The sequence below is a fragment of the Rhizorhabdus argentea genome (genome assembly GCF_037861105.1).
GTDB lineage: Bacteria > Pseudomonadota > Alphaproteobacteria > Sphingomonadales > Sphingomonadaceae > Rhizorhabdus > Rhizorhabdus argentea.
In genome coordinates, this window is the sequence record NZ_JBANFK010000024.1 from 1 (window position 1) to 26,715 (window position 26,715).

General features: G+C 62.3%; 23 protein-coding genes and 2 tRNA genes. 11 read left to right on the forward strand and 14 right to left on the reverse strand.

Translation table 11 applies throughout. The features are described from left to right. The 8 genes from AAC645_RS17225 to AAC645_RS17260 all read right to left on the reverse strand — a co-directional run. Positions 1 to 359 (reverse strand): oxidoreductase (locus AAC645_RS17225; RefSeq protein WP_459112810.1); only part of this gene is annotated, 359 nt, incomplete at its 3' end. 152 nt (positions 360 to 511) lie between these two features. Then, positions 512 to 1,483, reverse strand: a complete 972-nt coding sequence (locus AAC645_RS17230) for a cytochrome P450 (RefSeq protein WP_340317796.1) — start codon at positions 1,481 to 1,483, stop codon at positions 512 to 514. Positions 1,484 to 2,016: 533 nt separating this feature from the next. Then, positions 2,017 to 4,290 (reverse strand): TonB-dependent receptor, encoded by a 2,274-nt coding sequence (locus AAC645_RS17235; protein ID WP_340317798.1) that lies wholly within the window; start codon positions 4,288 to 4,290, stop codon positions 2,017 to 2,019. A gap of 989 nt (positions 4,291 to 5,279) precedes the next feature. Next, positions 5,280 to 5,795: a pyridoxamine 5'-phosphate oxidase family protein gene (locus AAC645_RS17240; protein ID WP_340317799.1), complete on the reverse strand. Its 516-nt coding sequence runs from the start codon at positions 5,793 to 5,795 to the stop codon at positions 5,280 to 5,282. Between the two features lie 210 nt (positions 5,796 to 6,005). After that, positions 6,006 to 6,815: an SDR family NAD(P)-dependent oxidoreductase gene (locus AAC645_RS17245; protein ID WP_340317800.1), complete on the reverse strand. Its 810-nt coding sequence runs from the start codon at positions 6,813 to 6,815 to the stop codon at positions 6,006 to 6,008. 107 nt (positions 6,816 to 6,922) lie between these two features. After that, a complete protein-coding gene (locus tag AAC645_RS17250) occupies positions 6,923 to 7,675 on the reverse strand; it encodes an SDR family NAD(P)-dependent oxidoreductase (protein ID WP_340317801.1) in 753 nt (250 codons plus the stop codon). Positions 7,676 to 7,982: 307 nt separating this feature from the next. Next, entirely contained in the window at positions 7,983 to 8,654 is a 672-nt protein-coding gene (locus tag AAC645_RS17255) for a TetR/AcrR family transcriptional regulator (protein WP_340317803.1), read from the reverse strand. Between the two features lie 434 nt (positions 8,655 to 9,088). After that, positions 9,089 to 9,179: transfer RNA gene (locus AAC645_RS17260), tRNA-Ser, on the reverse strand. A gap of 78 nt (positions 9,180 to 9,257) precedes the next feature. Between AAC645_RS17260 and AAC645_RS17265 the strand changes: the two genes are divergently transcribed. Continuing rightward, positions 9,258 to 10,145, forward strand: coding sequence for a peptidylprolyl isomerase (locus AAC645_RS17265; RefSeq protein WP_340317805.1), 888 nt, complete (start codon positions 9,258 to 9,260; stop codon positions 10,143 to 10,145). 89 nt (positions 10,146 to 10,234) lie between these two features. Here the strand turns inward: AAC645_RS17265 and groL are convergent, their stop codons facing one another. Together groL and groES are read right to left on the reverse strand one after the other, a co-directional pair. Next, complete coding sequence (groL, locus tag AAC645_RS17270) at positions 10,235 to 11,887, reverse strand: chaperonin GroEL (protein ID WP_340317807.1); 1,653 nt, start codon at positions 11,885 to 11,887, stop codon at positions 10,235 to 10,237. Positions 11,888 to 12,028: 141 nt separating this feature from the next. After that, positions 12,029 to 12,316, reverse strand: a complete 288-nt coding sequence (groES, locus tag AAC645_RS17275; protein ID WP_340317808.1) for a co-chaperone GroES — start codon at positions 12,314 to 12,316, stop codon at positions 12,029 to 12,031. Between the two features lie 238 nt (positions 12,317 to 12,554). On the opposite strand from groES, the gene lnt reads away from it, so the two are divergent. The 4 genes from lnt (at position 12,555) to trmB (ending at position 17,025) form a co-directional block, all read left to right on the forward strand. Continuing rightward, positions 12,555 to 14,213, forward strand: a complete 1,659-nt coding sequence (lnt, locus tag AAC645_RS17280; protein WP_340317809.1) for an apolipoprotein N-acyltransferase — start codon at positions 12,555 to 12,557, stop codon at positions 14,211 to 14,213. A gap of 84 nt (positions 14,214 to 14,297) precedes the next feature. Further along, the gene (metK, locus tag AAC645_RS17285) at positions 14,298 to 15,512 is read left to right on the forward strand and encodes a methionine adenosyltransferase (RefSeq protein WP_340317811.1); all 1,215 of its coding nucleotides are present in this window, start codon (positions 14,298 to 14,300) and stop codon (positions 15,510 to 15,512) included. A 270-nt stretch (positions 15,513 to 15,782) separates the two neighbouring features. Then, entirely contained in the window at positions 15,783 to 16,352 is a 570-nt protein-coding gene (locus AAC645_RS17290) for a class I SAM-dependent methyltransferase (RefSeq protein WP_340317813.1), read from the forward strand. Beyond that, on the forward strand, positions 16,345 to 17,025 hold the full coding sequence (gene trmB / locus AAC645_RS17295) for a tRNA (guanine(46)-N(7))-methyltransferase TrmB (RefSeq protein ID WP_340317815.1): 681 nt from the start codon (positions 16,345 to 16,347) through the stop codon (positions 17,023 to 17,025). The genes AAC645_RS17290 and trmB overlap by 8 nt, the downstream gene beginning before the upstream one ends. A gap of 29 nt (positions 17,026 to 17,054) precedes the next feature. Here the strand turns inward: trmB and AAC645_RS17300 are convergent, their stop codons facing one another. Continuing rightward, entirely contained in the window at positions 17,055 to 18,032 is a 978-nt protein-coding gene (locus tag AAC645_RS17300; RefSeq protein WP_340317817.1) for an alpha/beta hydrolase, read from the reverse strand. A gap of 368 nt (positions 18,033 to 18,400) precedes the next feature. Here AAC645_RS17300 and AAC645_RS17305 point away from each other — a divergent pair, with 368 nt between their 5' ends. Together AAC645_RS17305 and AAC645_RS17310 are read left to right on the forward strand one after the other, a co-directional pair. Further along, positions 18,401 to 18,592, forward strand: coding sequence for a hypothetical protein (locus AAC645_RS17305; RefSeq protein ID WP_340317819.1), 192 nt, complete (start codon positions 18,401 to 18,403; stop codon positions 18,590 to 18,592). Positions 18,593 to 18,640: 48 nt separating this feature from the next. Further along, positions 18,641 to 18,714, forward strand: a tRNA-Gly gene (locus tag AAC645_RS17310). Positions 18,715 to 19,203: 489 nt separating this feature from the next. Here AAC645_RS17310 and AAC645_RS17315 read toward each other — a convergent pair. The 3 genes from AAC645_RS17315 to AAC645_RS17325 form a co-directional block, all read right to left on the reverse strand. Further along, a complete protein-coding gene (locus AAC645_RS17315; protein ID WP_340317821.1) occupies positions 19,204 to 21,072 on the reverse strand; it encodes an acetyl/propionyl/methylcrotonyl-CoA carboxylase subunit alpha in 1,869 nt (622 codons plus the stop codon). A gap of 94 nt (positions 21,073 to 21,166) precedes the next feature. Next, positions 21,167 to 22,768 carry a carboxyl transferase domain-containing protein gene (locus AAC645_RS17320; RefSeq protein WP_340317823.1) on the reverse strand — a complete coding sequence of 534 codons (1,602 nt, stop codon included), beginning with the start codon at positions 22,766 to 22,768 and terminating at the stop codon, positions 21,167 to 21,169. Positions 22,769 to 22,877: 109 nt separating this feature from the next. After that, on the reverse strand, positions 22,878 to 24,041 hold the full coding sequence (locus tag AAC645_RS17325; RefSeq protein ID WP_340317825.1) for an acyl-CoA dehydrogenase family protein: 1,164 nt from the start codon (positions 24,039 to 24,041) through the stop codon (positions 22,878 to 22,880). Positions 24,042 to 24,131: 90 nt separating this feature from the next. Between AAC645_RS17325 and AAC645_RS17330 the strand changes: the two genes are divergently transcribed. From AAC645_RS17330 to AAC645_RS17345, 4 genes are all read left to right on the forward strand, one after another. Then, the gene (locus tag AAC645_RS17330) at positions 24,132 to 25,028 is read left to right on the forward strand and encodes a LysR family transcriptional regulator (protein WP_340317827.1); all 897 of its coding nucleotides are present in this window, start codon (positions 24,132 to 24,134) and stop codon (positions 25,026 to 25,028) included. A 72-nt stretch (positions 25,029 to 25,100) separates the two neighbouring features. Next, positions 25,101 to 25,454, forward strand: a complete 354-nt coding sequence (locus AAC645_RS17335; protein ID WP_340317829.1) for a DUF1428 domain-containing protein — start codon at positions 25,101 to 25,103, stop codon at positions 25,452 to 25,454. Positions 25,455 to 25,468: 14 nt separating this feature from the next. Continuing rightward, a complete protein-coding gene (locus AAC645_RS17340; RefSeq protein ID WP_340317831.1) occupies positions 25,469 to 25,819 on the forward strand; it encodes a GFA family protein in 351 nt (116 codons plus the stop codon). Further along, positions 25,819 to 26,613: a DUF72 domain-containing protein gene (locus AAC645_RS17345; RefSeq protein WP_340317833.1), complete on the forward strand. Its 795-nt coding sequence runs from the start codon at positions 25,819 to 25,821 to the stop codon at positions 26,611 to 26,613. The genes AAC645_RS17340 and AAC645_RS17345 overlap by 1 nt, the downstream gene beginning before the upstream one ends. The last annotated feature ends 102 nt before the right edge of the window (positions 26,614 to 26,715 follow it).

A 26,715-nucleotide genomic window follows, 5' to 3' on the forward strand; every position in this document is an offset into this window, starting at 1 on the left:
GGAATGTCGGATGCGCTCCACGGCGGCGAGCCGTCGGGCCGACCAAATGCGGCGCCCGCATGCCAGAGTTGCTGAAACACGCGCGTACCGTGCTGTTTGACGCGATAAGCGAACATCCGCATCCCGTCCTCGATCTCGGGCTTGTAGATGTTCAGGCTATGCGGCGTCGACGGGTGAACCGAGCCAATCTCACTGATGATGAGGCCGACGCCGCCGCGCGCCCGCTCCTCATGATAGGCGACCAGCGCGTCATTCATCTCACCCCAGCCGATGCCTGTGCCATGCGCGGGACGGAACGTGCGGTTCTTGACCTCGATATTGCCAATCCGGATCGGCTTGTCGACATGGGTATAGGCCATCTTCTACTCTCCATTCATTCGCTGATTGGCAGCAAAGTCGCACGTCGATCCTAAGTATCGTGTACCGTTCAGCCTTTGTTGTCGCGTCCAGCAGATAGCTCACGACCTTTTCCGGCTAAGTCACCTTGTCACGCAAGGCTCCAAATTCCGCCCTATCGAGGGTCAAACGACATCCACAGCTGCTTCAGTCCATAGGGCGTATACCCTTCCAGCGGAACACGACTGTCATCGCCACGGTTAAACCGGAAGTTGGTCATGCGCTCGGTAAGCGCCTGGAAAGCCAACCGGAGTTCGCCGCGCGCAAGCTGATTGCCGATACACAGATGGATGCCTGCACCGAACGCCAGATGGCTGTTGGCGTTCGTCCGTCGCAAATCCACGTCGGCGGGGCAGCCGAACTGGGCCGGATCGCGATTGGCCGCTCCAAAACGAACCTCTACGATCGATCCAGCGGGGATCGCGGTATCGCCGATCTGGACATCTTCCAGAACCTTTCGCCACAGGCATTGCAACGGCGTGGCCGTGCGTAGCGCTTCCTCGGCCAGCATCTTCGCCAGGGCTGGCTCGGCCCGGACCGATTCCGCCACGTCGGGACGCTCGATCATGATTCGCATGCCCGACGCCAGCGTCGTCGTCGTCGTCTCATTGCCGGCGACGAGAATCTGGAGGATCAGGCTCTGCAGTTCACGATCATCGAGCTTTCGCCCGTCGGTGTCCAGATTCGCCAGCCGGCTGAGCAGCATGTCGTCGGGCGTGGTGCGAACGCGATCTATTTCGTGCGCCATATATTGTTGCATCTCGACCAGCGACCGCGCCAGGTCCATCTGCCGCTCCGGGGTGACGGGTCCCGTCGTCTCGACCGCCACATCCGACCAGCGCTTGAACTTTGCGCGATCTTCACGACGCACGCCCAGCTGCTCGGCGATAACATACATGGGCAGCGGCACCGCAAAATCTTCAAGGAGGTCGATTTCGTCGCGATGGACGAAACGATCGATTAGTTCGCCGATAATCTCGACAATCCGCGGCTCCAACGCCATGACCTTGGAAGGTGTGAAGACCTTGTCGACCAGCGTGCGATAGGTACGATGTTCGGGCTGGTCGTTGGACACGAGCGTGTCCATGGGCAGCCAGCCCTCTTTCTCGAAAAGATTATTGGCTTCCGGAGTCCAGCGGTCGCCGAGAAACCCCGTGCGATTGCTAAAAATCGCGGGGTTTAGCAACGTCCTTCGGACATCTTCGTAGCGGGTGAGGACGTAATGTCCCGTTTCCGGGTCATGGAAGACCGGCTGATCGTCTCGAAGCTTGTCGTATAGCGGAAACGGACATTTCTGAACTACCGGGTCTGCGAAAGTTGGTGGGGATATCATAACCTCACACCCTCCTTAATTCGTATCGCTAGGGGCTTGACAGATAAACAGGAGAAAAGCCGATGGCATGCTGCGCCAACGCCGAAGATCGGTGAATAAAAATTACGGTTGACCAGATAGTAGGCGGCAATTTTCCACCAGATTTCCGTGATTTCCCAAGTTCTCCCGTCCATTCCAGATTTCCTTCTTGAATGGGCGCGACATCATCAGCTCGCCCTCACGCCGCTGTGGATACCCAGAGCTACAGGTATCCACAGGTTCGGTGGCGAGTGGTCGTAGTGCAGTCTTTAGAACGTATACTCTGCACGCAGGCCATATGTGCGCGGCATTCCAGCATTATAATTTGTGCCAAAAGGCTGGAGGGTCTGCCGGGATGTGACGTATTTCTTGTCGAACAGGTTGTTGACGTAGAAGCCGATGCGGAGGCTTTTCCCGGGAGGGCTAACATAGCCCGACGCATTCGCGAGGAAGCGGCCATTGTCCCGATCGTGCCTCAGAGGCCCGCCCGCGCCGGGGTAGAAGTTGACCGAGGAGCGATACTGTCCAAGGGCTGAAAGCGATGCAGTCCACGATGCGATGGCGAATTCATAACCTGCGCTGAACGAGCCTGACCACTCGGGCGCCATCGGTGGCGTCGTGCCGGTAAGATCGAGCGGCGGGCACGCATATAGCGTCGCGCCTGGCGCAAAAGGATTCGACATGCCCGTGGGATCGAAGCAACTGAGTCCCGCAGCGTTCCTGAACGGCTTGTACCGTGCATGTTGCCAGCCGCCGCTGATCCCGATGTTCAGCCCGTCCAAAGGAACAATCTGCGCCTCAGCCTCAACGCCATAGTTTTCGACAGCACCTGCGTTCGACGTGATGGTCCCGCCCGTTCGAACATCGATGGTCTGACTTTGCTGGTCCCTGTTCTTATAATAAAACGCGGCAACGTTCAGGCGCAGCCGGTTGTCCAGCATCGATTGCTTGATTCCGACCTCGTGACTGGAGATCTTTTCAGGCTTGACCGGGTCAACCGGCCCCGTAAGCGATCCCGGATACCCGCCCGCTTTGAAGCCGCGGGTGAAACTGTAGTAGAGATTGGTCGGCCCGTTATCCCAGGCCAGCACGAAACGCGGCGTGAACGCACGCTGCGCGGTACTCAAACGGAAGGTGAAGCCGGTGGGCCCGAAAGGCGGCACGAAAGGGGCGAATCCATCGTTGACCGTGCCGACGTTCGCGCGCTTCTCATAGGTATAGCGCCCGCCGAGCGTTACCTTGAGTGCGTCGGTGATCTTGTAATAACCTTCCAGATACGCAGCGTAGGACCTTGTTGTCGAGATGTTCTCGAAGCCTGGTGCAGTGTCCGGGTTCAGGTCGCCCCCAAACGCCAGCCCTATAAATGCATTTCTGGAATGGCTCTTGTCGTTCAGGTAGCTCAAACCGAACAGATAGTCAAAAGGCCCGTCCAGCTTCGAGGTGACCTGGAGGTCCTGCGTATATGTCGTGCCCCCGTTGTCCGCTCCGACGTAATCGAACAGGGGCAATGGCGTCCAATCATTGTCGACAGAGCCATTGACTGTCTTCTGATGGCGGAATGTCGTGGTGCTCGACAACTCGAACGTGTCGAAGTCGAAATTCATCTTGAGGTCAGCGCCGTAGGCCTTGGTATGCGTAGGCGGATGATATATCTGAATTTCCTGGTCGTAGAAGCCGACTGAGGGACGAACAATGCCGGGCACGAGGATGCAGGCATAGCAAGTCGAGTGATCGGGCGACAAAGACTGTGTTTCAGGCAAGGTATTTCGGATATCGTAATACTGCCCCCCGAGAACGATGTCGGCGTTTCCGGGATGCCAGCGCAGCTTCGCCCTTACGTTGTAATTTCGTTCCCAACCGTTGTCTTTGCCTGTGGTCAGGTTGTGGATGTAGCCATCATTATGTTTGAAGCCACCGGTGACACGCAAGGCAAGATCCTGGGCCAGCGGCATGTTGATCATCCCGTTTATCTGGCGATGCTCGAGGTTGCCGAACTCTCCCCGAATCCGCCCTTCGAGTTTGTCCGTAGGATTGGCGCTGTTGACAATGATTACGCCGCCCGTCGCATTGCGACCGTACAGCGTGCCCTGGGGGCCGCGCAGCACCTGGATGCTGCTGATGTCGAAATTATCGAGAATTTCGTTCGCAACAAGGGTCCGCGGCAGATACGCGCCGTCTTCATAAACCGCGACCGGCGCCTCGAGGCCCACCGTCACGAAAGGCACACCAAGCCCGCGAATATTGGCTGTAAAGAAGCCGGAATAGACACTGAAACTCGCCCCGGGGGTAATTGCGGCGATGTCGACGGCCTTGGTCAGGCCGAGTCTCTGGGTGGTGGCGGCCGTCACGGCCGTTATCGCGAGCGGCGTGTCCTGCAACTTTTCCGACCTGCGCTGGGCAGTGACGATGATCTCGGTAGTGCTATTGCTGGCCGCGTCCTCCGCGGCTGACGTGCCCGGCGGCGCGCCGGCTGGGGTCTGTGCGTAGCTCGTCGAAGCAAGCAGCCCGCCAAGAGCGAGCGCGACTGGTCCCAACTTCTTCATAAAATCCTCTCCTTTGTTTTCTGATTTATTGGTATGGAATGATTTGCTACTATCGAGCGTGCCGTCGCCGGAGATGGGAAACTCGCCTTGGACAAGACGCGATCTCGGTTCAGCGTGCGCGGACCGGCGTTCTAGTCAGTCTCAATATCTTGATGAGCCAGTTATCATCGCCTTTCTCGTAGGTTTCATGATAGTGGCCCATGCCGTTCACAGGTCTGATCGGCTGACCTTCGGAGCGGTAGCCTCTATGAAGGATCTCGCACTATCTGGTGATCCTCAGAATTCCTCTCCTCGCCTAATGCCCGTATCGCAGGGCGGAAGTGTCTAGGTCTGTTTCCCTCAAGCGCGTCTAGCAGATGGATGTGGGAAACATGTCTTATAACCCTGTTTAAGACAGCCTTCCCAATGAGTCAACTGGGCGTTATTCTGGGATCGAAATATACGTGACGGGGGAGGGGCGAGGATCCATGACTTCGGCATTCGGCCAAAATCATCGGTTCTTCGAAGCGGCGGCTTCATCACGGGCACACCTTGCGGGTTGATTACTGCTGCCGTCCAAGTGAAGGTGGTTATTGGCCGGCGGGAGTTCACGTGGGCAACCGCCGTAGCTGGTGCGGGGCTTCCGCCAGTGGAAGCTTCCCGCATTTGCGAAGCCAGCCCAATCCCGGTGGGGTTCAACCACGATAACCGCGAACTCGGCCGCGCTGCTGACCTATATCGATCGAGGATCTATGAGGAATTGTTACCCTCCGATCATCGCGAAAGTATAGGTCAGGTCAATCTGCTCGGTTGGAGGTATATTGAGTTGCGCGTACCAAGCAGCTCGACAGCTTGCTCCGGCCTCAATGGCAGCCGCCACTTCGGCCGGCGTTCTGATGCTGACGGGCCAGCAGGCTCCGATCCTGTACACTCTAGCGATTTATACTGGGGCGTGCCTGTATGCAAAATCCGGCCTACACTACGGGGCCTCGAAATAGGCGATGCGCGTCTTATTTGTTTTTGAATCCTTCAAACCCGCTAAGTTTCGATTCGGGGTTGGTGATCGTACCATAACGCGTCGACATTAGACCGGTAAGATCATTTCCGCTGATGGCGACCCTCCAGGTCAGCACCGATGGCGATGGATATTCGAACGGGATCGAATACAGCGCATAGGGGATTTTCTCGACTGCTTCGAGATACCGGTCGGCAGCCTCTTCGCTCATCCCCTTGATCTCTACCTGCCGCTTGATGTGGACCCATTCCGTCTCACGGCCCGGCTCGTAGAGCACTTCGGCCTTGACGTTCGAAATATTGAAACGGCGGAACGGGGCGTTGATTTCATCGATGGCAACGCTCACGCGGGGATCGCGCTGTAGATTCTCGTACCAGGCGGATTTCCCGCGGGGCGTCAGCAGGATCGCGGAGCCGGTGTAAAGGAAGCTCGCCGGAACAACATAAGGGGAGCCGTCAGCGGAAAGCGTGGCGACATGTGCGACTTTATATTCCTTGAGGAATTCCTCCATTTCATCGAATGTAAGACTAGGCATTCGGTAAACTCCTAATGTCAGTATGATGATGCCGCGATACCCTAATTCTGGGGGCCAGAGCTGGCGCCGAGCTCGGTCAACGTTTTAAAAGGGCGATCACGGCCAAATGATCGACCGCCTCGCCGCGAGAAAATTCCGAATGATCCCTATGTGACCGGCTGACAGCAAGAGGGCGTGAGCGGCACCTCACTGCGAGGTCAGACCGCCATCAACGAATAGCGAACTGCCATTACAATAAGTAGCGTCCTCGGAAGCCAGAAATGCTATTGCCGCAGCCATTTCGGATGGCTTTCCAAGCCGTCCGGCCGGCACGCCTGCCACCACCTCTGCAAAATTTCCGTCGTCCATCGCGCCGCTCAGCATCTCCGTGGCTGTGTACCCGGGATGCACTGAATTGACCCTGATGCCATATTTTGCCGTTTCGAGAGCAAGCACCTTGGTCAGCATCTGAACCGCAGCTTTGCTTGCACAATATGCTCCAGCAGTTTCGCCGCCCGTGAGGGAGGCGGTCGAGCATACGTTCACAATCGCTCCGCCCTTGCCCGCCGCCTGCATTTCGCGCGCCGCGATCCTGCAACCCAAAAAGGTAATGCTGCTATTGACGTCCATTACGCGGCGCCAATCATTTAACGGCATGTCTACAATGCGGTTGAGCGTAGTTATTGCGGCATTATTCACCACGATGTCCAGCGATCCAAATTCAGCCTTCGTAGCCCGGAGCACTTCTTCCCATGCAGCTTCATCAGTGGCGTCGTGCGCCAGCCCAACAGCCCGATGGCCGGCGCGCTGCAGTTCACTGGCCCTCTCCACTACGCCGGCATGATTGATGTCGGTCAAGACAACGCGTGCGCCTTCCTCAGCAAGTCTGGTCGCCGTGGCAAAGCCCATTCCTATCGGTGAAGCCGCTCCCGTTATGATTGCAACCTTATCGCGTAATCCCCGCATAATAATCCTCTCGCTGTGTGGATAATTCGCCGAAATAGTTTGAGCGAACATAGCATCTAGTCCACGGTCGCATGGTGTCCGCCAGCGCGTGAAGCTGCTCGGTTCCCTAGCCGGGGTCCATGTGTCCCGCTTCTGTCTGGTCGCGGTTGCCCGGCGCGTCAGGCGGAAAAGCCGCCGTCGATCGCCAATGTCGCGCCAGTGATATAAGCCGCGGCGGGGCTGGCGAGGAAATTGATCAGGCCAGTCATTTCATCGAGTTCGCCGAACCGCTGGAGCGGGATGCCCGCCGTGATCCGCACCTTGTCGGCTTCGGGCATGCCATGCGCCATTTCGGTGCTCATCATACCCGATTCGATGATGTTGACCGTGATTTTGCGCGGGGCGAGATCATGCGCCGCTCCACGGGTATAGCCCGCGATCGCCGCCTTGCTGCCGCAATAGTCGGCCGCCGTCGGCATGCCGGAGCGGCTGCCGCTGGCTGAACCGATGGTGATGATGCGCCCCTCGTCCGCCATGACATGCGCGACCGCCCGGATGGTCGCGACCACGCCCAGCGTGTTGACCGCCCAGACGCGATCGAGCGCCGTATAATCATGTCCTTCGCCAAGGCGTCCCAAATGCGCGATGCCGGCATTATTCACCAATATATCGAGCCGACCGAAGGTTTCGATGACCGCATCCACGAGCTGTTGCGCCGCGGCCGGGTCCGCCTGATCCGACTGGATGGCCTTGCCGCGCACGCCCAGCCGTTCCAGCTCGCCGACAACCGCCTTGGCTTCAGCTCGTGACGAATGATAGCTGAATGCCACATCGGCACCGTTCGCGGCCAGCGCAAGCACGATGGCCCTGCCGATGCCGCGCGTTCCGCCAGTTACCAGGGCGCACTTGCCTTCCAACGGTCGCTCGCTCATCTTGATTCTTTTCCTCGCCTAATGCCCGTACCGGAGGACGGAACTATCCAAGTCTGTTTCCCTTGACCGCGTTCTAGCACGCCTTTGTGGGATACATGTCTTAGGACTGTGTCTAAGATGGTTGACCCAATGAGTCAATCGGGGTGACCGAATGTTGAAGGTGGTCAGGCGCATGGCGGCATCCACGAAAATCTCAGCCGAAATTATCGATAGAGGTTGTCCAATTAAATCAAGGACATGGGGCTATCGTCCTAGCCGAGTTATTTGACATTCCTTTGAGGCCGGATTTTGGACTCTCACCTTCACGTCATCCATCTCGCAACAAAAGATGGGCCGACGCGCTCAGCGCATCTTCGAATATCTTGGTCGCGAGGATCGGGTCGGCGCCCGTGTCGGGCTGATACTCCTCCTGAACCGTTATGGCTCCGCAGCAGATCTCGTTGATCAGCCTGTACCGAATGTCGAACAAGCTCTGCGGCAGGCTGCTGGCCTTTTCCCTCAGGATGTTCAGGATAAGAAAGGCGGTGGGCGCGAGCTCCTCGGTCCCCGCTTTGTAGTCCCATTGTGGAAAACGATTGACCGCGCGAAGAAAGGCAGCAAAGCTGTGACGGCCGTGCTGGTCTACTTCGTCGAAGACTGGCTTGAATATCATCCGCAATAAGGTCTGCGGATCGTCAAACTTTCCCTCCGCCTTAGCAGCGTCAATTAGTATCTGACGTCGCTGTTCGAGCGCGGGTAAACGCGCCCTGAAGATTGCGTCAATCAGGCCGTGCTTGTCGCCAAAATGGTAGCCAATGGAAGAATTGTTGGCCGAGCCGGCAGCAATGGTGATTTCGCGTAGGGAAGCACCATTTATGCCTTGCGCACCCCAGAGCCGCTCTGCCGTTGCGATAATCGCCTCCTTTGCAGATACTCGCGCCGTCGGAGGTTGCGGCTCCGCGCCGCGCGGCGTGTTTTCCGGCTGCTGACTCGGGGGCATCAGCTCGCCTCCCGCGCCATAACCGCACAGTTTGAATATAGAGCCACTTACTTTTCTCGCATCGTGGGGGGGCTTCTCTCATACACCGCAAGGCGCCGAAGGCCATGCTCTTCTGCTTGCTGTCGTAATCGTAGTTCCAACGCCGAAGCTTGCCGCCACTGGGGGTAACGAGCCGGGAGAGGCGGTTGGCATCGGTAAGTTTAAAGGGTTTGGCGCGCGGCTTGGCGGCGCTAACCTTCACATCAGGCAGCAATGTCGGTCTCCTGGAAGTACCACGTTTTCCGACCGCGCGTGCCACGTTTTCGTACCTCCGACTCGCCGGATGGGCGCGAACGGGTACGGATGGCCGAGGCCGAGCCGGTCTGCTAAGTGACAGATTTCAGGACGGAAAGTCGATACCGGTGGACTTCTGCGGCTCCCTGCGGAGGGGCCGCTGGCGGAGCGGGAGGGATTCGAACCCTCGATACGCTTTTGGCGTATACTCACTTTCCAGGCGAGCGCCTTCGACCACTCGGCCACCGCTCCGCACCTTCGCTGGAAGGGAGGCTCCCTAGCGGGTGGCACCGGGTTTCGCAAGGCATGCGGGCGTGCCATCATTCTGCTATGAAATCTCACTTGCGAGCCGCCCTGCTGCTGTCTCCTTTGCTGACGATCGGCGCCGCGCCGCCGAGGGCGCCGACTCCGAGCGAGATCGTGGCGCAGGCGCCAGCGGCGGCTTGGGCGGCAGTGCCCGCCGAGGATCTGCTGGTGCTCGATCTCGATAGCGGACAGCGCGTCGTCATCGCGCTCGCGCCAGCCTTTGCGCCGGTGCATATCGCCAATATCAAGGCGCTGACCCGAGCCGGCTGGTTCAATGGGATCACGATCAACCGGGTCCAGGACAATTATGTCACCCAGTGGGGCGACGTGACCGAGAAGAAGGCCATGCCGGCGGGCATCGTCACCAATCCCCCCGCGGAATATGAACGTCCGTCGGCGGGGCTCGCTTTCCGGCCGATGGGCTATCGCGACGCCTATGCGGTGCAGACCGGCCATGCCGGCGGCTGGACGGCCGCGAGCGATGGCCGGCTTGCCTGGCTGACTCATTGCTATGGCATGGTGGGGGTCGGCCGCAATCTTGCGCCCGATACCGGGACCGGCGCCGAGCTCTACGCGGTGATCGGCCACGGGCCGCGCCATCTCGATCGCAACATCGCGCTGGTAGGGCGGGCGCTGTCGGGCATGGACGCGCTCGCTGCGCTACCGCGCGGCACCGAGGCGCTCGGGGTCTATAGGGCGGGGGTGGCGCGGCCCGCGATCAAGGCAGCGCGGCTGGCGGCTGACATGCCCGCCGCCGATCGTCCCAGCTACGAAGTGATGCGCAGCGACGGGCCGAGCTTCGGGCAATGGCTGGCCGCGCGGGCGAATCGCAAGGACGACTTCTTCATCCGCCCTGCGGGAGCAATCGATATCTGCAATGCGATGCCGCCCGCTCGGGCGGTGAAGCGCTGAAGGGGCCGGGGCCACCAGCCAGCATGTAAACAGGAAAGGGCCCGGCGATCGCTCGCCAGGCCCTCCTTGTTCGAACAGGTAGCGGGGACTTAGAAGTCCATGCCGCCCATGCCGCCCATGCCACCCATGCCGCCGCCGGGCATGCCGGCCGGGGACTTGTCCTCGGGCAGCTCCGCGATCGTCGCTTCGGTGGTGATGAGCAGACCGGCGACCGAGGCCGCGTCCTGCAGCGCGGTGCGAACGACCTTGGTCGGGTCGATCACGCCGGCGGCGACGAGGTTCTCGTAGACGTCGGTCGAGGCGTTGAAGCCCTTGGTCTCATCATTCTCGCGCAGCAGGTTGCCTGCGACGACGGCACCGTCGAAGCCTGCATTCTGCGCGATCTGGCGCACCGGAGCCTGGATCGCCTTGCGGATGATGTCGATGCCGCGGGTCTGGTCGTCGTTGATGCCCTTCAGGCCCTCGAGCGCCTTGGTGGCATAGAGCAGAGCCGTGCCGCCGCCGGGCACGATGCCCTCTTCGACAGCCGCGCGGGTCGCGTGCAGCGCATCGTCGACGCGATCCTTGCGCTCCTTGACCTCAACTTCGGTCGAACCGCCGACCTTGATCACGGCGACGCCGCCGGCAAGCTTGGCAAGACGCTCCTGGAGCTTCTCCTTGTCATAGTCGCTGGTGGTGTTCTCGATCTGGCGACGGATCGCTTCGACGCGGCCCTTGATCGCATCGGACGCACCGGCGCCATCGACGATGGTGGTGTTGTCCTTGTCGATGGTGACGCGCTTGGCGGTACCGAGCATGCCGATCGTGACGCTCTCGAGCTTAATGCCGAGATCTTCCGAGATCATCTCGCCGTTGGTCAGGATCGCGATGTCCTCGAGCATCGCCTTGCGACGATCACCGAAGCCAGGCGCCTTGACGGCTGCGACCTTGAGGCCGCCGCGCAGCTTGTTGACGACGAGCGTGGCCAGAGCCTCGCCCTCGATGTCCTCTGCGATGATGAGGAGCGGACGGCCCGACTGCACCACGGCTTCGAGGATCGGCAGCATCGACTGCAGGTTCGACAGCTTCTTCTCGTGGATCAGGATGTACGGATCGTTGAGCTCGACCACCATCTTCTCGGGATTGGTGATGAAGTAAGGCGACAGATAGCCGCGGTCGAACTGCATGCCCTCGACAACGTCGAGCTCGAAATCGAGACCCTTGGCTTCCTCGACGGTGATCACGCCTTCCTTGCCGACGCGCTCCATCGCTTCTGCGATCTTCTGACCGACGACGGTGTCGCCATTGGCCGAGATGATGCCGACCTGGGCGACTTCGTTGGTGCCGGCAACCGGCTTCGAACGGGCCTTGAGGTCCTCGACGACCTTGATGACGGCGAGATCGATGCCGCGCTTCAGGTCCATCGGGTTCATGCCGGCCGCGACCGACTTCATGCCTTCACGCACGATCGCCTGGGCGAGCACGGTGGCGGTGGTGGTGCCGTCGCCGGCGACATCGTTGGTCTTCGAAGCGACTTCGCGGACCATCTGGGCGCCCATGTTCTCGAACTTGTCCTTGAGTTCGATTTCCTTGGCGACGGTGACGCCGTCCTTGGTGATGCGGGGCGCGCCGAACGACTTGTCGATCACGACGTTGCGGCCCTTCGGCCCCAGCGTGACCTTTACCGCGTCGGCGAGGATGTCGACGCCGCGCAGAATGCGCTCACGAGCGTCGCGCGAAAACTTGACGTCTTTCGCTGCCATGATGTGTGTTCCTTCTCTCTATCGCGTCATCCCAGCGAAAGCTGGGACCTCGGTTCCTTCCGTCCCCGAAAAGGGAGTTTCCAGCATGTGCCGGAATGACGGATTATGTGTCGTTCAGCAGAGTCTTCCCGGCGGTCGGCTTCAGCCGACGATGCCCAGAATGTCCGACTCTTTCATGATCAGCAGGTCTTCACCGTCGATCTTGACCTCGGTGCCCGACCATTTGCCGAACAGGATCTTGTCGCCGGCCTTGACGTCGAGCGGAGTGATCTTGCCATCATCGGCCTTGGCGCCACCGCCGACCGCGACGACCTCGCCCTCCTGGGGCTTTTCCTTGGCGCTGTCGGGGATGATGATCCCGCCGGCAGTCTTTTCCTCGGCTTCGACGCGGCGAACGAGCACGCGATCGTGCAGCGGACGGAAACTCATGTGCTTCACCCTTTCCTTACATTTTCCGGCCGCAGCGGGTTTGTGCCCGCGACCGAATCTGTCGGTTGGAAATTTTTAGCACTCACCCGTGTTGAGTGCTAGCGGCCATATGTGGGGCTGCCCGAAAACTGTCAAGCATTCCCCCGCGCGATTTTTATTGCGGATGTGCCACGCGCCGCCTTCCCGCCGGCCCCGCCGACGCGATATGGGGGGCGCACTTCAACGATAAAAGCCGCTGATGCCGAAACTGACCTCGTTCAAAACTCCTGCGATCGCTTTCGGCCTGGGGCTTGCCTCTGCGCTGGGCTTTGCGCCGCTCAACTGGTGGCTAGCGACGCTGCTCTGCTTCGCCGGGCTGATGTGGCAATTGCTCAAAGCACCGCGAATCCGCAGCGCTGCCCTGATCGGCTGGTGTTTCGGCGTGGGTCATTTCACCTTCGGCAACAACTGGATCGCGACCGCCTTCACATTCCAGCAGTCGATGCCCCACTGGCTGGGGTGGGTGGCAGTGTTCCTGCTCGCGCTTTACCTCGCCGTCTTCCCGCTGCTGGCGGCGGTTCTCGCGAGCGCGCTTCACCGGCTGCCTCTCCTCCTCGCATTGCGCCGCCATCGCGCACAGGAAGCTGCCCGCCGCAGGAAGCTCAAGGGGCTCGTCCCCGCGGGGATGGAGAGTCCGTCGGTCGCGCCGCCGGTGCCGGAGCCCAGTCCCTATGCGTTCATTCCGCTGTTCGCCGGTAGCTGGATCGTCTCCGAATATCTGCGCAGCATTGTGTTCACGGGTTTCGCCTGGAATCCACTCGCGGCCATCATGGTCGCACCCGGCAGCGCCGAGCCGGCGTGGATGGGCCTGACCCGGCTCGTCGGCACCTACGGCCTGTCAGGCTTCATGATCCTGCTGTCGGGTATCTGGCTGCTGGCGATTCTGCCGGGCACCAAGCGGCTGCGCTGGCAGCGAGTCGGCTGGGCGTTGCTGGTGGCGATGCTTGCCCAGATCCTGTCGGCGTGGATGCTGCGGCCGTCCCCGCCGCGCGCAGCGCCGCGTATCGTAGTGGTCCAGCCCAACATCAACCAGAACGAGAAATGGGATCCCAGGCTCCAGCAAGCCAATTTCGAGCGGCTGAGCCAGCTGACCGGAAAGGCCGTGCCCGGGGCCCCGCCGCGACTGGTGCTCTGGCCGGAGGCGGCGACCGCCGATTTCCTCGAATTCGAGCCCGAGGCGAGGGCGCGCATCGCCGCGCTGCTGGGGCCCCAGGACGTGATCCTGCTCGGCGGCGACGCACTGATCTTCAACAGGGCGGGCGATATGGCCGGCGCGCGCAACAGCCTGTTCGGCCTGAACGCCAAAGGGGATATCATCGGCCGCTACGACAAGGCCCACCTTGTGCCCTATGGCGAATATCTGCCGGCCCGTCCGATATTGTCGGCGATCGGGCTGTCGCGGCTGGTGCCGGGGGACGTCGATTTCTGGCCGGGGCCGGGGCCGGCGAGCCTGGCCGTGCCTGGCTTCGGTAGCGTCGGCGTCCAGATCTGCTACGAGATCATCTTCTCGGGTCAGGTGGTGGACGCCGCCAATCGGCCGGATTTCCTCTTCAACCCGTCCAACGACGCCTGGTTCGGCCGTTGGGGTCCGCCGCAGCACCTGGCCCAGGCGCGGCTGCGCGCGGCGGAGGAGGGGATGCCGATCATCCGCTCTACGCCGACCGGCATATCGGCGGTGATCGATGCTGATGGGCGGCTTCTCGACAGCCTTCCCTGGCGCAAGGCGGGCGTGATCCGAACGGCCTTGCCGGCGCCGCACGCAGCGACGCCTTTCGCACGGTTCGGCAACCTGCTGCCGATGCTGTTCGCGCTTCTGCTGATCGCAGGCGGAATTGCCATCGCGACGAAGCCGCGCTAAGCAACATATAACGAAGTCTTTATATCCTTATGTCCGTTTCGCCCCTATCGGGTGGCGATCATATCAGAGGGTCGGTCAGCACCAATGCGCAGCAACTATCTCTTCACCTCCGAAAGCGTTTCCGAGGGTCACCCCGACAAGGTCGCCGATCAGATCTCCGACGCGATCGTCGACCTGTTCCTGTCGAAGGATCCCGAGGCGCGGATCGCCTGCGAGACGCTGACGACAACCCAGCTGGTCGTGCTGGCGGGCGAGATCCGCTGTAAGGGCGTTTACGAAGACGGCGCCTGGGCGCCCGGCGCGCAGGACGAGATCGAGCAGGCGGTGCGCCAGACAGTCAAGCGGATCGGCTATGAGCAGGACGGCTTTCACTGGCAGAGCTTCGCCTTCCACAACAACCTCCACGCCCAGTCGGCCCACATCGCGCAGGGCGTCGACGCCAGCGGCAACAAGGACGAGGGTGCGGGCGACCAGGGCATCATGTTCGGCTTCGCCTGCGACGAGACGCCCGACCTGATGCCGGCGACGCTCTATTACAGCCATAAGATCCTCGAGCAGATGGCGGCCGATCGTCATTCGGGCGCGGCCCCCTTCCTCGAACCGGATGCCAAGAGCCAGGTCACCCTGCGCTTCGAGAATGGCAAGCCGGTCGCGGCCACTGCGATCGTGGTGTCGACCCAGCATGGCAAGGGCTATGACGAGGGCGCCAACGAGGCCGAACTCAAGGCATATGTGAAGACGGTGGTCGCCGATATCCTGCCCGCCGAGCTGCTTTCGAGCGAAACCGTCTATCACATCAATCCAACCGGCAGCTTCGAGATCGGCGGCCCCGATGGCGACGCTGGCCTCACCGGCCGCAAGATCATCGTCGACACCTATGGCGGTGCCGCCCCGCATGGCGGCGGCGCCTTCAGCGGCAAGGATCCGACCAAGGTCGATCGCTCGGCCGCCTATATCACCCGCTACCTGGCGAAGAATATCGTCGCCGCCGGCCTTGCGCGGCGCTGCACGATTCAGCTCGCTTATGCGATCGGCGTGTCGGAGCCGCTATCGCTCTATGTCGACACCCACGGAACCTGTGCCGATGGCGTCACCGATGCCGCCATCGAGCGTGCGATCACCGGCATCAAGGAACTGGGCGGCCTCACCCCGCGCGGCATCCGCACTCATCTCGGTCTCAACAAGCCGATCTACGCGAAGACCGCCGCCTATGGCCATTTCGGCCGCAAGGCCGAGGGCGACTTCTTCCCCTGGGAGAAGACCGACCTCGCCGACAAGCTGAAGGCGGCACTGGCCTGATCACTGGAATTCCCCGTCATCCCGGCCCCGGCTTAGGCTGAATTCGTCCTGGGCGTGGCCTGCACAGTCGAAACGCTGAGGTGACGGTGTTGGCCGAGTTGACATACGGCCTCTTGCTCAGCCGTGCGAGTGGCGGTCTTGATCGGCTCCAGATCTAAGCGATCGATCGACACCTCGGTCTGCAGGATCTTCGATGGCCATGCGCAAAGCGCTGGCGTTATGAGCGCCTCTCCGGCTAGGGATCCGCGATGGCCCACGGGGAACAAGCCCATGTCTGATCTGGCAGCGTTCCTGCGCGCTTGGGCGAAGGATCCGCTCGGCATCGCGGCGGTCGCCCCTTCGGGCGCTTCGCTCGCCCGGCTCATCACCGCCGAGATCAAGCCCGGCATGGCGCCGGTGATCGAACTGGGACCCGGCACCGGCGTGTTTACCAAGGCGTTGCTTGCGCGCGGGCTGTGCCAGTCCGACCTCATCCTGATCGAATATGAGGCCGATTTCGCGCGCCTGCTCGCCAGCCGCTTTCCGCAGGCGACGGTGCTGCGGGGCGACGCGGCTAGGGTAAGGCGGCACCGAGCGCTGCTCGACGATGATCTCGCGGGCGCCACGGTGTCGGGCTTGCCGATCCTCAACATGAGCGCGCGGCAGCAGATGATGATCATGCGCGGCTGCTTCGATCTGATGCGCCCGGGCGGCCGCTTCTTCCAGTTCACTTACAGCCCGATCAGTCCGATCCGCCGGCCCGTGCTCGAACGGCTCGGGCTCAAGGCGCGGCGGCTGTCGAGCACGTTGCGCAACCTCCCCCCAGCCGCCGTCTATGAGATCAGCCGCCGCGATGAATGATCCGCTTTCGATCCGCCGCCTCTATGGCCGGCGGCAAGGCCACAAGCTGCGCCCCGGCCAGTCCGAGCTGGTCGAGCGGCTGCTGCCCGAGATATCCGTTCCCGGTACGGGCGATCTTGATGCGGCAGCGCTGTTCGGCGACGGGCGCCCGCTCGAGCTGGAGATCGGCTTCGGCAAGGGCGAGCATATGGCATGGCAGGCGGCGCAGCGGCCGGATCATGGCTTCATCGGCTGCGAACCCTTTCTGGACGGGGTGGTCGGCGCGCTGGTGAAGGTCGACGAGCTGGATCTCGACAATATCCGCCTCCACATGGGCGATGCTATCGACGTGCTCGAACGCCTGCCCGACGCATCCCTCGAGCGGGCGTGGCTGCTGCATCCCGATCCCTGGCCCAAGGGGCGCCACGCCAAGCGCCGCTTCATGAATGCCGGGCCGATCGGCCTGATCGCGCGCAAGATGAAGCCGGGCGGCGAGTTCCGCTTCGGCACGGATCACCCGGTCTATGTCCGCTGGGCGATGATGGTGATGGGCCAGTCGCCAGATTTCGAATGGCTCGGCGAACGCCCCGCCGACTTCCTGATCCGCCCCGACGACTGGCCCGAGACCCGATATGAGGCGAAGGCGCGCAGCAAGGGCCACGAGGTCTGGTATTTCCGTTACAGGCGGCGCTGAGAGCCACCGCCTGCTCGGGTTCTGACGGATTATCGTTGCGTCAGCTGTTCGCTGATGAACGTCGACATCTCGTCTATCGCCTCTCCTGCCACGCCATCGAAGAAGACGTCCATCGTCGCGAAACCGTGGATCATGCCGGCATAGCGACTTGTCCGGACGTCGACGCCCGCTGCGGCCATGCGGCGCCCATAATGCTCCGCCTGCTCGGTCAATATGTCGTGTTCGGCGGTGATGATCAGCGCCGGCGGCAGCCCCGCCAGGCGGGAGGCGAGCAGGGGTGCAAAGTCAGGGTGGTTGCGCGCGGTGCGTCCCGGGTCATATTGGTCGTAGAACCAGGCGATCTCAGCCCGATTCAGGAACGGCGGCACAAAGCGGCGTAGCGAAGCCGCGTCGCTGTCATCGGTGCAGGGGTAGACCAAGATCTGGGCGGCCAGCGGGCAATTCCCGGCCTCGACCATCTTGCGCGTGACCACCGCCGCCAGATTGCCGCCGGCGCTGTCGCCCGCCAGGATCAGCGGCACCTCTGCTCCGGCCATCGCTACCCGGCGATTGGCCAGCCAATGGGTGGCGGTCAGCACATCGTTGACCGGTGTCGGGAATGGATGCTCTGGAGCGAGCCGATAATCGAGCGACACGATCGCGCAGCCGCTCCGGTTGGCAAGGCGCCGGGAAAAGCTGTCGCATCGATCGGAACTGCCCAGCACGAAACCGCCGCCATGGACCCACACGACGAGTCCCCGAGCCGTTGCGAACGGGCGATAGAGCTTCGCGCCGATCTGGCTGTCGCCGACCGACACCACCAGTTCCTCGACATGGTCTACCGGCTCAACCTCGGTCTCCAGCGCCAGCGCCTGCGCGGCTGCCTCGATCGCCGCGCGGGTCTGTGCGGCAGGGCGGGCGGTGAGGCCTTGCCACAGCGGATCCTGGGCGTAAAAGCCTGCGACCCGTTCGGCGATCGGATGGAGCGGGCCGCTCGGCATATGGGGGCCAGGCGCATTGTGGTTCATGTCGGTCTCACCCCGCGTTCGAAACCTCTCCTGTCGCTGCAAGCGAGCGGCTCGCCGGCCGCCTTGGAGCCGCCCCGGCCCGGTCCTCCTTATCCTTTCCGGAGCGGTATTTGGCAACTCACTCCCGAATCCCGTCGAAGGCGCCATTCCGACCGAGGCGATCGTCAGATCCCGCCGAACAGGATGCGGCGATTGAGTTGAGGTCGCCGGATGCAACGCGCGTACAGTCGTTCCAGATTCGCAATATCCGGAATATACAACGGCTGGCCGAAAGCCATGGAACATCCTTTGCCATGTTTCGGCACAGCTGCTTGACCGACTCATCGGCACATGTTTGTTGCGCTGCAGCGTAGTTTTTGGGGGTTCAGGTGTTTGCTTTCTTTGCTCTGGTCTATGGTTTCCTGGTGTCGTTTACGCTGGCATGCCTCGGGCGCAACCGCCGCGAGCAGCGTCCCGACGCCCCAATCCTTGCCTTTGCCGGTCGTGGCCTGATGGCCGCCTCGGCGACCGGAGCCTGCCTGGCGTTGAGCGCCGCGGCCTGGGGTTCGCTCGTCCATTAAAGCAGTTGTCGAGCGGGTCCGCTTTCGGCTATCAGGCCGGCCTCCGGCGCGGGCGTAGCATAGTGGTAATGCTCTAGCCTTCCAAGCTAGCTAGGAGGGTTCGATTCCCTTCGCCCGCTCCAGGCTCCAGTTATGGCATTCACCAGCCCCGCGGTGAGCGCGACGGTATCATCGCCCCAAGCTTGAGGAATCACTCCCCACGTCCAAAGCCTAGACGCCAAGACAACTATAAATGAGATTAGTATCAGTCAGAAAGTCTGCTACCACACAGCACCACCGTGGGGGAGGTCTCGAATGGCAAGCTGCAACCCATCCCATATTGACGCCCATAAGATTGGGAAGCGAGCCCTGCAATCGAAGGTAGGGCGAGTTAAGGGTCGAAAAATCACTGGAGAAGCCTTGGCTGATCCAGTGCATTCTGCTCCCGCCGCGCGGCGGAGCTCCGGCTACGAGGCCGCGCCATCGTTGAGTTCCGAAGATCGCCTTGCAGCGCTGAGCCGGCTGAGGCGAGCAGTCCAGCGGACCCGCACATTGACAGAACAGCTATGCCACTGGTCGGGACGCCATCGGTCCGATTAGCAATGGCCCCTGCACTTGGTGCGCGGTCGTGCTTATTCCTCGGGCTTCTCCACCCGCACCAGCATCATGCCTTCGGACACTTGCCCCCCGACGCTGGCCCTGAGTTCCGCCACGACACCGTCGAAGGGAGCTAGCATCGCCTGCTCCATCTTCATCGCTTCGAGCACCAGCAGCTTCTGACCCTTGGTCACCGTCGCGCCCTGGCTGACTTCGATCGCGATCACCTTGCCGGGCATCGGCGCCAGCAGGCTTCCATCGGAGACGGCACCGCCGCCAACCGCATGATCGGCGCGAGGCGTCTCGAACGGCCAGGCCTCGCCATCAAGGAACAACAGCCGCTCGCCGTCGACCAGACTGTTGCGCGCGCGGAGCGGGCCGTCATCGATATCGACCAGATAGGCGTGGCCGGCGATCTCGACTTCAACCCTCCGGTCGGGCGCGGCATTGGGCCGGAAGCCCGAAAGTGCGCTCCAGACGTCACCGGTTGTCGGCAGTAGCGCGCGCGCTGCGGCCTGCCGGACCGCAGCGGCCGGTCCCGCCGCCGGCACCAGCCGGTCGGCATGGCGTTCGATGAAACCCGTGTCGATGTGGCCTGCGACGAAGTCGGGGTCGGACGCGGCGCGGGCGAGAAAGGCAGCATTGGTGCGAACAGGCCACACCTCCACCTGCCGCGCCGCCGCCGCCAGCTTGGCCGCCGCCGCGGGGCGGCTCGGCGCTGCCACGATCAGCTTGGCGATCATCGGATCGTAGAAAGCCGAAACTTCGCCGCCTTCCTCGACGCCGCTGTCGACGCGGATTCCGCGGGGCAGCTTCAGCCGGTCGAGCTTCCCGGTCGAGGGCAGGAAACCATTTGACGGGTTTTCAGCGTAAAGCCGCGCCTCCATGGCCCAGCCGTCGATCGACAGCTCCTGCTGGCGCTTCGGCAGGGGCTCGCCGCTCGCGACGCGCAGCTGCCATTCGACGAGGTCCTGCCCGGTGATCGCTTCGGTGACGGGGTGCTCGACCTGCAGCCGGGTGTTCATCTCCATGAACCAGATACGATCGGCACGAAGGCCTTCGGAAGCATCGGCGATGAACTCGATCGTGCCCGCGCCGATATAGTCGACAGCCTTCGCCGCCTTCACTGCCGCGTCGCAGACTGCCGCGCGGGTGGCCTCGTCCATGCCCGGGGCAGGGGCTTCCTCGATCACCTTCTGGTGGCGGCGCTGGAGCGAGCAGTCGCGTTCGAACAGATGGACGAGGTTGCCATGGCTGTCGCCGAACACCTGCACCTCGATGTGACGCGGTCCGAGGATATATTTCTCGATCAACACGCGATCGTCGCCGAAAGAGGCGGCGGCTTCGCGCTGGCACGAGAGCAGCGCGTCGGCAAACTGCTGCGCAGCGTCGACCTTGCGCATGCCCTTGCCGCCGCCGCCGGCCACCGCCTTGATGAGCACCGGATACCCGATCATGTCGGCCTGGGCCTGAAGGTGCGCAGGGCTCTGGTCGTCGCCCATATAGCCGGGCGTCACCGGCACGCCCGCGGCGATCATCAGTGCCTTGGCGGCGTCCTTCAATCCCATTGCGCGGATCGACGCCGGAGACGCGCCGACCCACACGAGCCCCGCCGCCTGGACCGCCTCAGCGAACTCGGCGTTCTCCGAGAGGAAGCCATAGCCCGGGTGGATCGCTACGGCGCCGGTGGCCCTAGCGGCTGCAAGAATCTTCTCCTGCACCAGATAGGATTCGCGCGCCGGCGCCGGGCCGATGCAGACCGCTTCGTCCGCTTCCCGCACGAACGGCATGGTCGCATCGACATCCGAGTGCACCGCGATGGTGCGGATGCCCAGCTTGCGCGCGGTGCGGATGATCCGCCGCGCGATCTCGCCGCGATTAGCGATGAGGAGCGAGCGGATCATACGGCAGCCTTGTTCTCTGTGTCGTCATGCCAGCCTTCGCTGGGGTGACGGAATAGGCTGGGAGATTCGAACATCGGGAAGGCTGTAGCCATCATCACATCCTGAACAGGCCGAACGTCGCCCGCTCCGGAATCGGCGCGTTCAGCGTGGCGGCGAAGGCGAGGCCAAGGACGTCGCGTGTCTGGGCCGGATCGATGATCCCATCATCCCATAGCCGCGCCGTGGCATAGTAGGGATTGCCCTCATCCTCATATTTCTGGCGGATCGGCGCCTTGAAGGCCTCGGCCTCCTCGGGGGTCCAGCGCTCCGCATCGCGGTGCACCGTCGCCAACACGGAAGCCGCCTGTTCGCCGCCCATTACGCTGATCCGGCTGTTGGGCCAGCTGAACAGGAAGCGCGGCTGATAGGCGCGCCCGCACATGCCGTAATTGCCCGCGCCGAAGCTGCCGCCGATCAGCACGGTGATCTTGGGAACCGAGGCGGTCGCGACCGCTGTCACCAGCTTCGCGCCGTTCTTGGCGATGCCTTCGGCTTCATATCTGCCGCCGACCATGAAGCCGGAGATATTCTGCAGGAACAACAGCGGCACGCGCCGCTGACAGGCCAGTTCGATGAAATGCGCGCCCTTCAAGGCGCTCTCGGAAAACAGCACCCCGTTATTCGCGAGGATTGCCACCGGCATCCCCCAGATGTGGGCGAAGCCGCAGACCAGCGTCGTGCCGTAGAGCGGCTTGAATTCGTGCAGTTCCGATCCGTCGACGATCCGCGCGATCACCTCATGGACGTCATACGGCGCACGGACGTCGGAGGGCACGATGCCGTAGAGCTCCGCTGGGTCATGGCGGGGCGGCCGCGGCTCGGCGCGGTTGACGACGGCGGGAGAGGGCGGCTGCAGCGTCGCGACGATGTCGCGCACGATCAGCAGCGCGTGCTCGTCATTCTCGGCGACATGATCGACCACGCCGGATTTGCGACCGTGGGTTTCAGCACCGCCGAGTTCCTCGGCCGAGATGATCTCGCCGGTCGCCGCCTTTACCAATGGTGGGCCGGCAAGGAAGATCGTACCCTGGTTGCGCACGATCACGGTTTCGTCCGACATTGCCGGGACATAGGCGCCGCCTGCGGTGCAACTGCCCATGACGCACGCGATCTGGGGGATGCCCTCTGCCGACATCTGCGCCTGATTGAAGAAAATCCGCCCGAAATGATCGCGATCCGGGAACACCTCGGCCTGGTGGGGCAGATTGGCGCCGCCGCTGTCGACCAGATAGATGCAGGGCAGCCGGTTCTCCCGGGCGATCTCCTGGGCGCGAAGATGCTTCTTCACCGTCGTCGGAAAATAGGCACCACCCTTCACCGTCGGGTCGTTGGCGACGATCATGCATTCACGGCCGTGGACGCGGCCAATTCCGGCGATCACGCCCGCGCCTGGTGGTCCGCCCTCTTTGTCATACATGCCGTTGGCGGCAAGCTGGCCGATTTCGAGAAATGGCGAGCCCGGGTCGAGCAGGCGGTGGATGCGGTCGCGCGGCAGCAGCTTGCCACGCGCGACGTGCCGTTCGCGATGCTGCGCGGACCCGCCGAGGGCGGCGGCGGCAACCTTGGCGCGAAGTTCTTCCGCCAGCGCAAGATTATGCGCAGCGTTTGCGGCGAAGGCCTCGGAGGCGGGGTCGACGAGCGTGGTGAGTCTGGTCATTCAAGCAGCCCGTCATGCCAGCGAAGGCTGGTATCTCGTGAAGTAAGAGCGCGTCCTTGCCGACCGAGATCCCAGCCTTCGCTGGGATGACGCTCACATGCCAAAGCAATCACGCGGCACCCCCGATCAGTTCCCGACCGATCAGCATGCGCCGGATTTCATTCGTCCCCGCGCCGATGTCGAGCAGCTTGGCGTCGCGCATATAGCGCTCCACGGGCCAATCCTTCGTATAGCCCGCGCCGCCCAGCGCCTGCACCGCCTCGAGCGCGACCTTCACCGCATTTTCGCTGGCGAGCAGGATCGCGCCGGCCGCATCGAAGCGGCTGGTGCGACCGGCGTCACAGGACTTCGCAACGGCATAGACATAGGCGCGCGCCGAATTGAGCGCGACATACATGTCGGCGATCTTGGCCTGCATCAGTTGGAACGCGCCGATCGGCTGGCCGAACTGCTTGCGTTCGCGGACATAGGGCAGAACCGTGTCCAGGCACGCCTGCATGATGCCAAGCTGGATGCCGGCGAGCACCGTGCGCTCATAATCGAGCCCGGACATCAGCACGCCGACCCCGCCACCCGGCGGACCCATGACATTCTCTTCCGGAACCTCGCAGTCCTCGAACACCAGCTCGGCGGTGGGCGAACCGCGCATGCCGACCTTGTCGATCTTCTGCCCGATGGAGAAGCCCTTCATGCCTTTCTCGATGATGAAGGTGGTGATCGCGCGCGATGGCTTGTCGCCGTCGTTGCCGGTCTTGGCATAGACCACGAGGGTGTCGGCATAGGTCGCGTTGGTGATCCAGAACTTGGTGCCGTTGAGGATGTAGCGATCGCCTTTCTTCTCCGCCTTCAGCTTCATCGAAACGACGTCGGATCCCGCGCCTGCTTCGGACATGGCGAGGCTGCCGACATGTTCGCCCGAAATCAGCCGGGGCAGGTAGCGCGCCTTTTGTTCGGGTGTCGCCCAGCGGCGGATCTGGTTCACGCAAAGATTGGAGTGGGCGCCATAGCTGAGGCCGATCGAGGCCGAGGCGCGGGCGACCTCCTCCTGTGCCACGACATGCTCGAGATAGCCCAGGCCAAGCCCGCCGTCGGCCTGGCCCACAGTGATGCCATGCAGGCCGAGCGCACCCATCTCCGGCCAAAGTTCGACAGGAAACCAGTCTTCCGCGTCGATCTTCGCGGCAAGCGGCGCGATGCGATCGGCCGCAAAGCGCGACGTGGTTTCGCGAATGGTGTCTGCCATCTCGCCCAGCCCAAAATCGAAATCTGCCATGCCTGCTCTCCGAAACTTTGGAGCTGCGATACGCCAGAAGGCACTATAAGAAAAATTGAAAGAGACGTGGTAACATCATAGATGTAAACTATGATCGACCGCTATCTGCTGCGTTACTTCCTGGCGATCGTCGACCAGGGCAATTTCTCCAAGGCCGCTATCTATTGCAACGTTACGCAGCCTAGCCTGTCCGCGGGGATAGCCAAGCTTGAAACGCTGCTGGGCCGGCCACTGTTCATCCGCACCAACCGCAGGGTCGAGCTGACCGACGCCGGCGTCCATCTCGCCGGCCACGCTCGCCGCATCGAAGCCGAGTTCGCTGCCGCCGAGCGCGCAGTGCAGGAGGCGGCAGCGCCGGCGACTACTCGGCTCGGCATCCTGTCCTCAATCCCGGCGTCGTGGATCGAGGCCTATGCTGCGCGGTTGCGCGACAATGGCGGCGGCGAGCGCGTCGAACTGATCGAAGCGCGTGAACGCGATCTCACCGAAAGGCTCGCCCGCGGCAGCCTCGATGCGGCGCTTACGCTGATTCGCGACGACGCGCGCTTCGCGGCCGAACGCCTGTTCAGCGAAGGCTATGCGCTGGCGATGGCGGCGAGCCACCCCCTCGCCCACCGGGACGTGATCGAGGGTGCGGAGCTGGCCGGCGAACCCATGATCGTGCGCCGTCATTGCGAGCTGCTCTCCGACACCAGCCGCTATTTCACTGCCCGCGGGGTGCGGCCTTTCTTTCCGGCCAGGGTCACCAGCGACGATCGGGCGCTCAGGCTTGTGCGTGCGGGGCTAGGCATGACGGTGATGCCCGATTGCTTCACGGCGCCCGGTGTCGTTCGTCCCCGACTGGTCGATTTTCCGTTCAGCCGTGATGTGGGTCTGCTGTTCGGCAGGCATGCCGATCCGACATTGCGCGAACGCCCTGCGATGAAGATCCTCATAGATACGATCGAAGACCGATCACCCGATGGATTCGCGCGGCACCCGGTGTAGGATCGGCAAAGTTTTCCGCGATCCCCGCCGCGGAAGCGGCAGTGTCCGGCAAGCTTTGGAAGGAGTGATGCGATGCCGTATGTTGACGGATTCCTGCTCGCGGTGCCCACGGACAAGCTCGACGCCTACAAGGCCGTTGCCGAGTTGGCCGGGACGGTCTGGAAGGAATATGGCGCGCTCAGCTATGTCGAATGCATAGCCGATGACGTCCCCTATGGGGAACTGACCAGCTTCCCGCGAGCGGTTCAAAAGAAGGACGACGAGACGGTCGTCTTTTCCTGGATTACCTATGAATCGCGCGCAGCCCGCGATGAGATCAACAAGAAGGTGATGGCCGACCCGCGCCTGAAACAGGATGCCGAGCACATGCCGTTCGATGGGAAGCGGATGATCTATGGTGGGTTCACCACGCTGATCGAAATGTAAGGAGAGGCGAAGAAATGCCGTTCGAGGGAAGCTGTCACTGCGGCAAGGCTGCCTTCAAGGTGGACGCGGAACCTCCGGTCGAGGCGATGGCCTGCAATTGTTCGCACTGTCGGCGCAAAGGCTTTCTGCTCGCCTTTTTTCCGGCCGACCTTTTCACGCTTGAGCGCGGGCAGGACGACCTAGAGAGCTACTTTTTCTATAAGCATGTGATCGAGCACCGTTTTTGCACGACGTGCGGTAGTCAACCCTTTGCCATCGGCAAGACCCCCGACGGCAAGGCGATGATCGCCGTCAACCTGCGTTGCGTGCCCAGCATCGACATCGATGCGCTGAAGATCCATGCCGTCGACGGCGCCAGCTTGTGATGGCGGGCGCGATCCACATCGGAGTCGGCGGTTGGACCTACGAACCGTGGCGCGATAATTTCTATCCGAAGGGGCTCCAGCATGCGCGCGAGCTCGAATATGCGAGCAGTCACCTTACCGCGATCGAGATCAACGGCACCTATTACGGAACCCAGAAGCGCGATAGCTGGATCAAATGGGCCGAGACCGTGCCTGACGGCTTCGTCTTCACCGTCAAGGCATCGCGCTTCTGCACCAACCGCAAGATCCTCGCCGAAAGCGCGGACTCGATCGCGAAGTTCGTCGGCCAGGGCATAGCCGAGTTGGGTTCCAAGCTCGGGCCGATCCTGTGGCAGTTCATGGCGACCAAGAAGTTCGATCCACAGGACTTCGCTACCTTTCTGGCCCTGTTGCCGCGCGAGCAGGAGGGTGTCGAGCTTCGCCACGCCCTAGAGGTGCGCCACGACAGTTTCGTCTGTACCCAATTCGTCGATATGGCGCGCGCGCATGGCTGCGCGATCGTCTTCGCCGATCATCCCGAATATCCGGCCATAGCCGACCTCACCGCGCCATTCGTATATGCCCGGCTACAGCAAACCCGCAGCGATGTGCCGGCTGGCTACAGCGAAGCCGAACTGAAGAAATGGGCGAACTGCATTACGGATTGGGCCGCGGGCAAAGCACCGGCCGGGCTGCCATATGTTGGAGCAGGCCAACCGATCGACACGGCTCGAGAAACCTTCATATTCATTATCGGCGGCGCCAAGGAGCGAAATCCTGCTGCGGCCCAGGCGCTGATCGATCATGTGGGCTGAGGCATTGTCACTGCTACAATGCTGCAACCGCGAGGCTGCAGTGCCGCAGAAAAGCGCAGATTTCCGCCATTGTCGGGCATGCCATTAATGCCTATAGAAGTC

Excerpts from the sequence above, each read along its gene's own strand:
- AAC645_RS17320 (WP_340317823.1), bottom strand. The coding sequence starts at position 22,768 with ATGACCAGACTCACCACGCTCGTCGACCCCGCCTCCGAGGCCTTCGCC.
- AAC645_RS17325 (WP_340317825.1), bottom strand. The coding sequence starts at position 24,041 with ATGGCAGATTTCGATTTTGGGCTGGGCGAGATGGCAGACACCATTCGC.
- AAC645_RS17300 (WP_340317817.1), bottom strand. The coding sequence starts at position 18,032 with ATGAACCACAATGCGCCTGGCCCCCATATGCCGAGCGGCCCGCTCCAT.
- AAC645_RS17230 (WP_340317796.1), bottom strand. The coding sequence starts at position 1,483 with ATGGACACGCTCGTGTCCAACGACCAGCCCGAACATCGTACCTATCGC.
- groES (WP_340317808.1), bottom strand. The coding sequence starts at position 12,316 with ATGAGTTTCCGTCCGCTGCACGATCGCGTGCTCGTTCGCCGCGTCGAA.
- metK (WP_340317811.1), top strand. The coding sequence starts at position 14,298 with ATGCGCAGCAACTATCTCTTCACCTCCGAAAGCGTTTCCGAGGGTCAC.
- AAC645_RS17265 (WP_340317805.1), top strand. The coding sequence starts at position 9,258 with ATGAAATCTCACTTGCGAGCCGCCCTGCTGCTGTCTCCTTTGCTGACG.
- AAC645_RS17240 (WP_340317799.1), bottom strand. The coding sequence starts at position 5,795 with ATGGAGGAATTCCTCAAGGAATATAAAGTCGCACATGTCGCCACGCTT.
- AAC645_RS17315 (WP_340317821.1), bottom strand. The coding sequence starts at position 21,072 with ATGATCCGCTCGCTCCTCATCGCTAATCGCGGCGAGATCGCGCGGCGG.
- AAC645_RS17330 (WP_340317827.1), top strand. The coding sequence starts at position 24,132 with ATGATCGACCGCTATCTGCTGCGTTACTTCCTGGCGATCGTCGACCAG.
- AAC645_RS17255 (WP_340317803.1), bottom strand. The coding sequence starts at position 8,654 with ATGCCCCCGAGTCAGCAGCCGGAAAACACGCCGCGCGGCGCGGAGCCG.
- AAC645_RS17335 (WP_340317829.1), top strand. The coding sequence starts at position 25,101 with ATGCCGTATGTTGACGGATTCCTGCTCGCGGTGCCCACGGACAAGCTC.
- groL (WP_340317807.1), bottom strand. The coding sequence starts at position 11,887 with ATGGCAGCGAAAGACGTCAAGTTTTCGCGCGACGCTCGTGAGCGCATT.
- trmB (WP_340317815.1), top strand. The coding sequence starts at position 16,345 with ATGAATGATCCGCTTTCGATCCGCCGCCTCTATGGCCGGCGGCAAGGC.
- AAC645_RS17340 (WP_340317831.1), top strand. The coding sequence starts at position 25,469 with ATGCCGTTCGAGGGAAGCTGTCACTGCGGCAAGGCTGCCTTCAAGGTG.
- AAC645_RS17235 (WP_340317798.1), bottom strand. The coding sequence starts at position 4,290 with ATGAAGAAGTTGGGACCAGTCGCGCTCGCTCTTGGCGGGCTGCTTGCT.
- lnt (WP_340317809.1), top strand. The coding sequence starts at position 12,555 with ATGCCGAAACTGACCTCGTTCAAAACTCCTGCGATCGCTTTCGGCCTG.
- AAC645_RS17345 (WP_340317833.1), top strand. The coding sequence starts at position 25,819 with ATGGCGGGCGCGATCCACATCGGAGTCGGCGGTTGGACCTACGAACCG.
- AAC645_RS17290 (WP_340317813.1), top strand. The coding sequence starts at position 15,783 with ATGTCTGATCTGGCAGCGTTCCTGCGCGCTTGGGCGAAGGATCCGCTC.
- AAC645_RS17245 (WP_340317800.1), bottom strand. The coding sequence starts at position 6,815 with ATGTTCGCTCAAACTATTTCGGCGAATTATCCACACAGCGAGAGGATT.
- AAC645_RS17250 (WP_340317801.1), bottom strand. The coding sequence starts at position 7,675 with ATGAGCGAGCGACCGTTGGAAGGCAAGTGCGCCCTGGTAACTGGCGGA.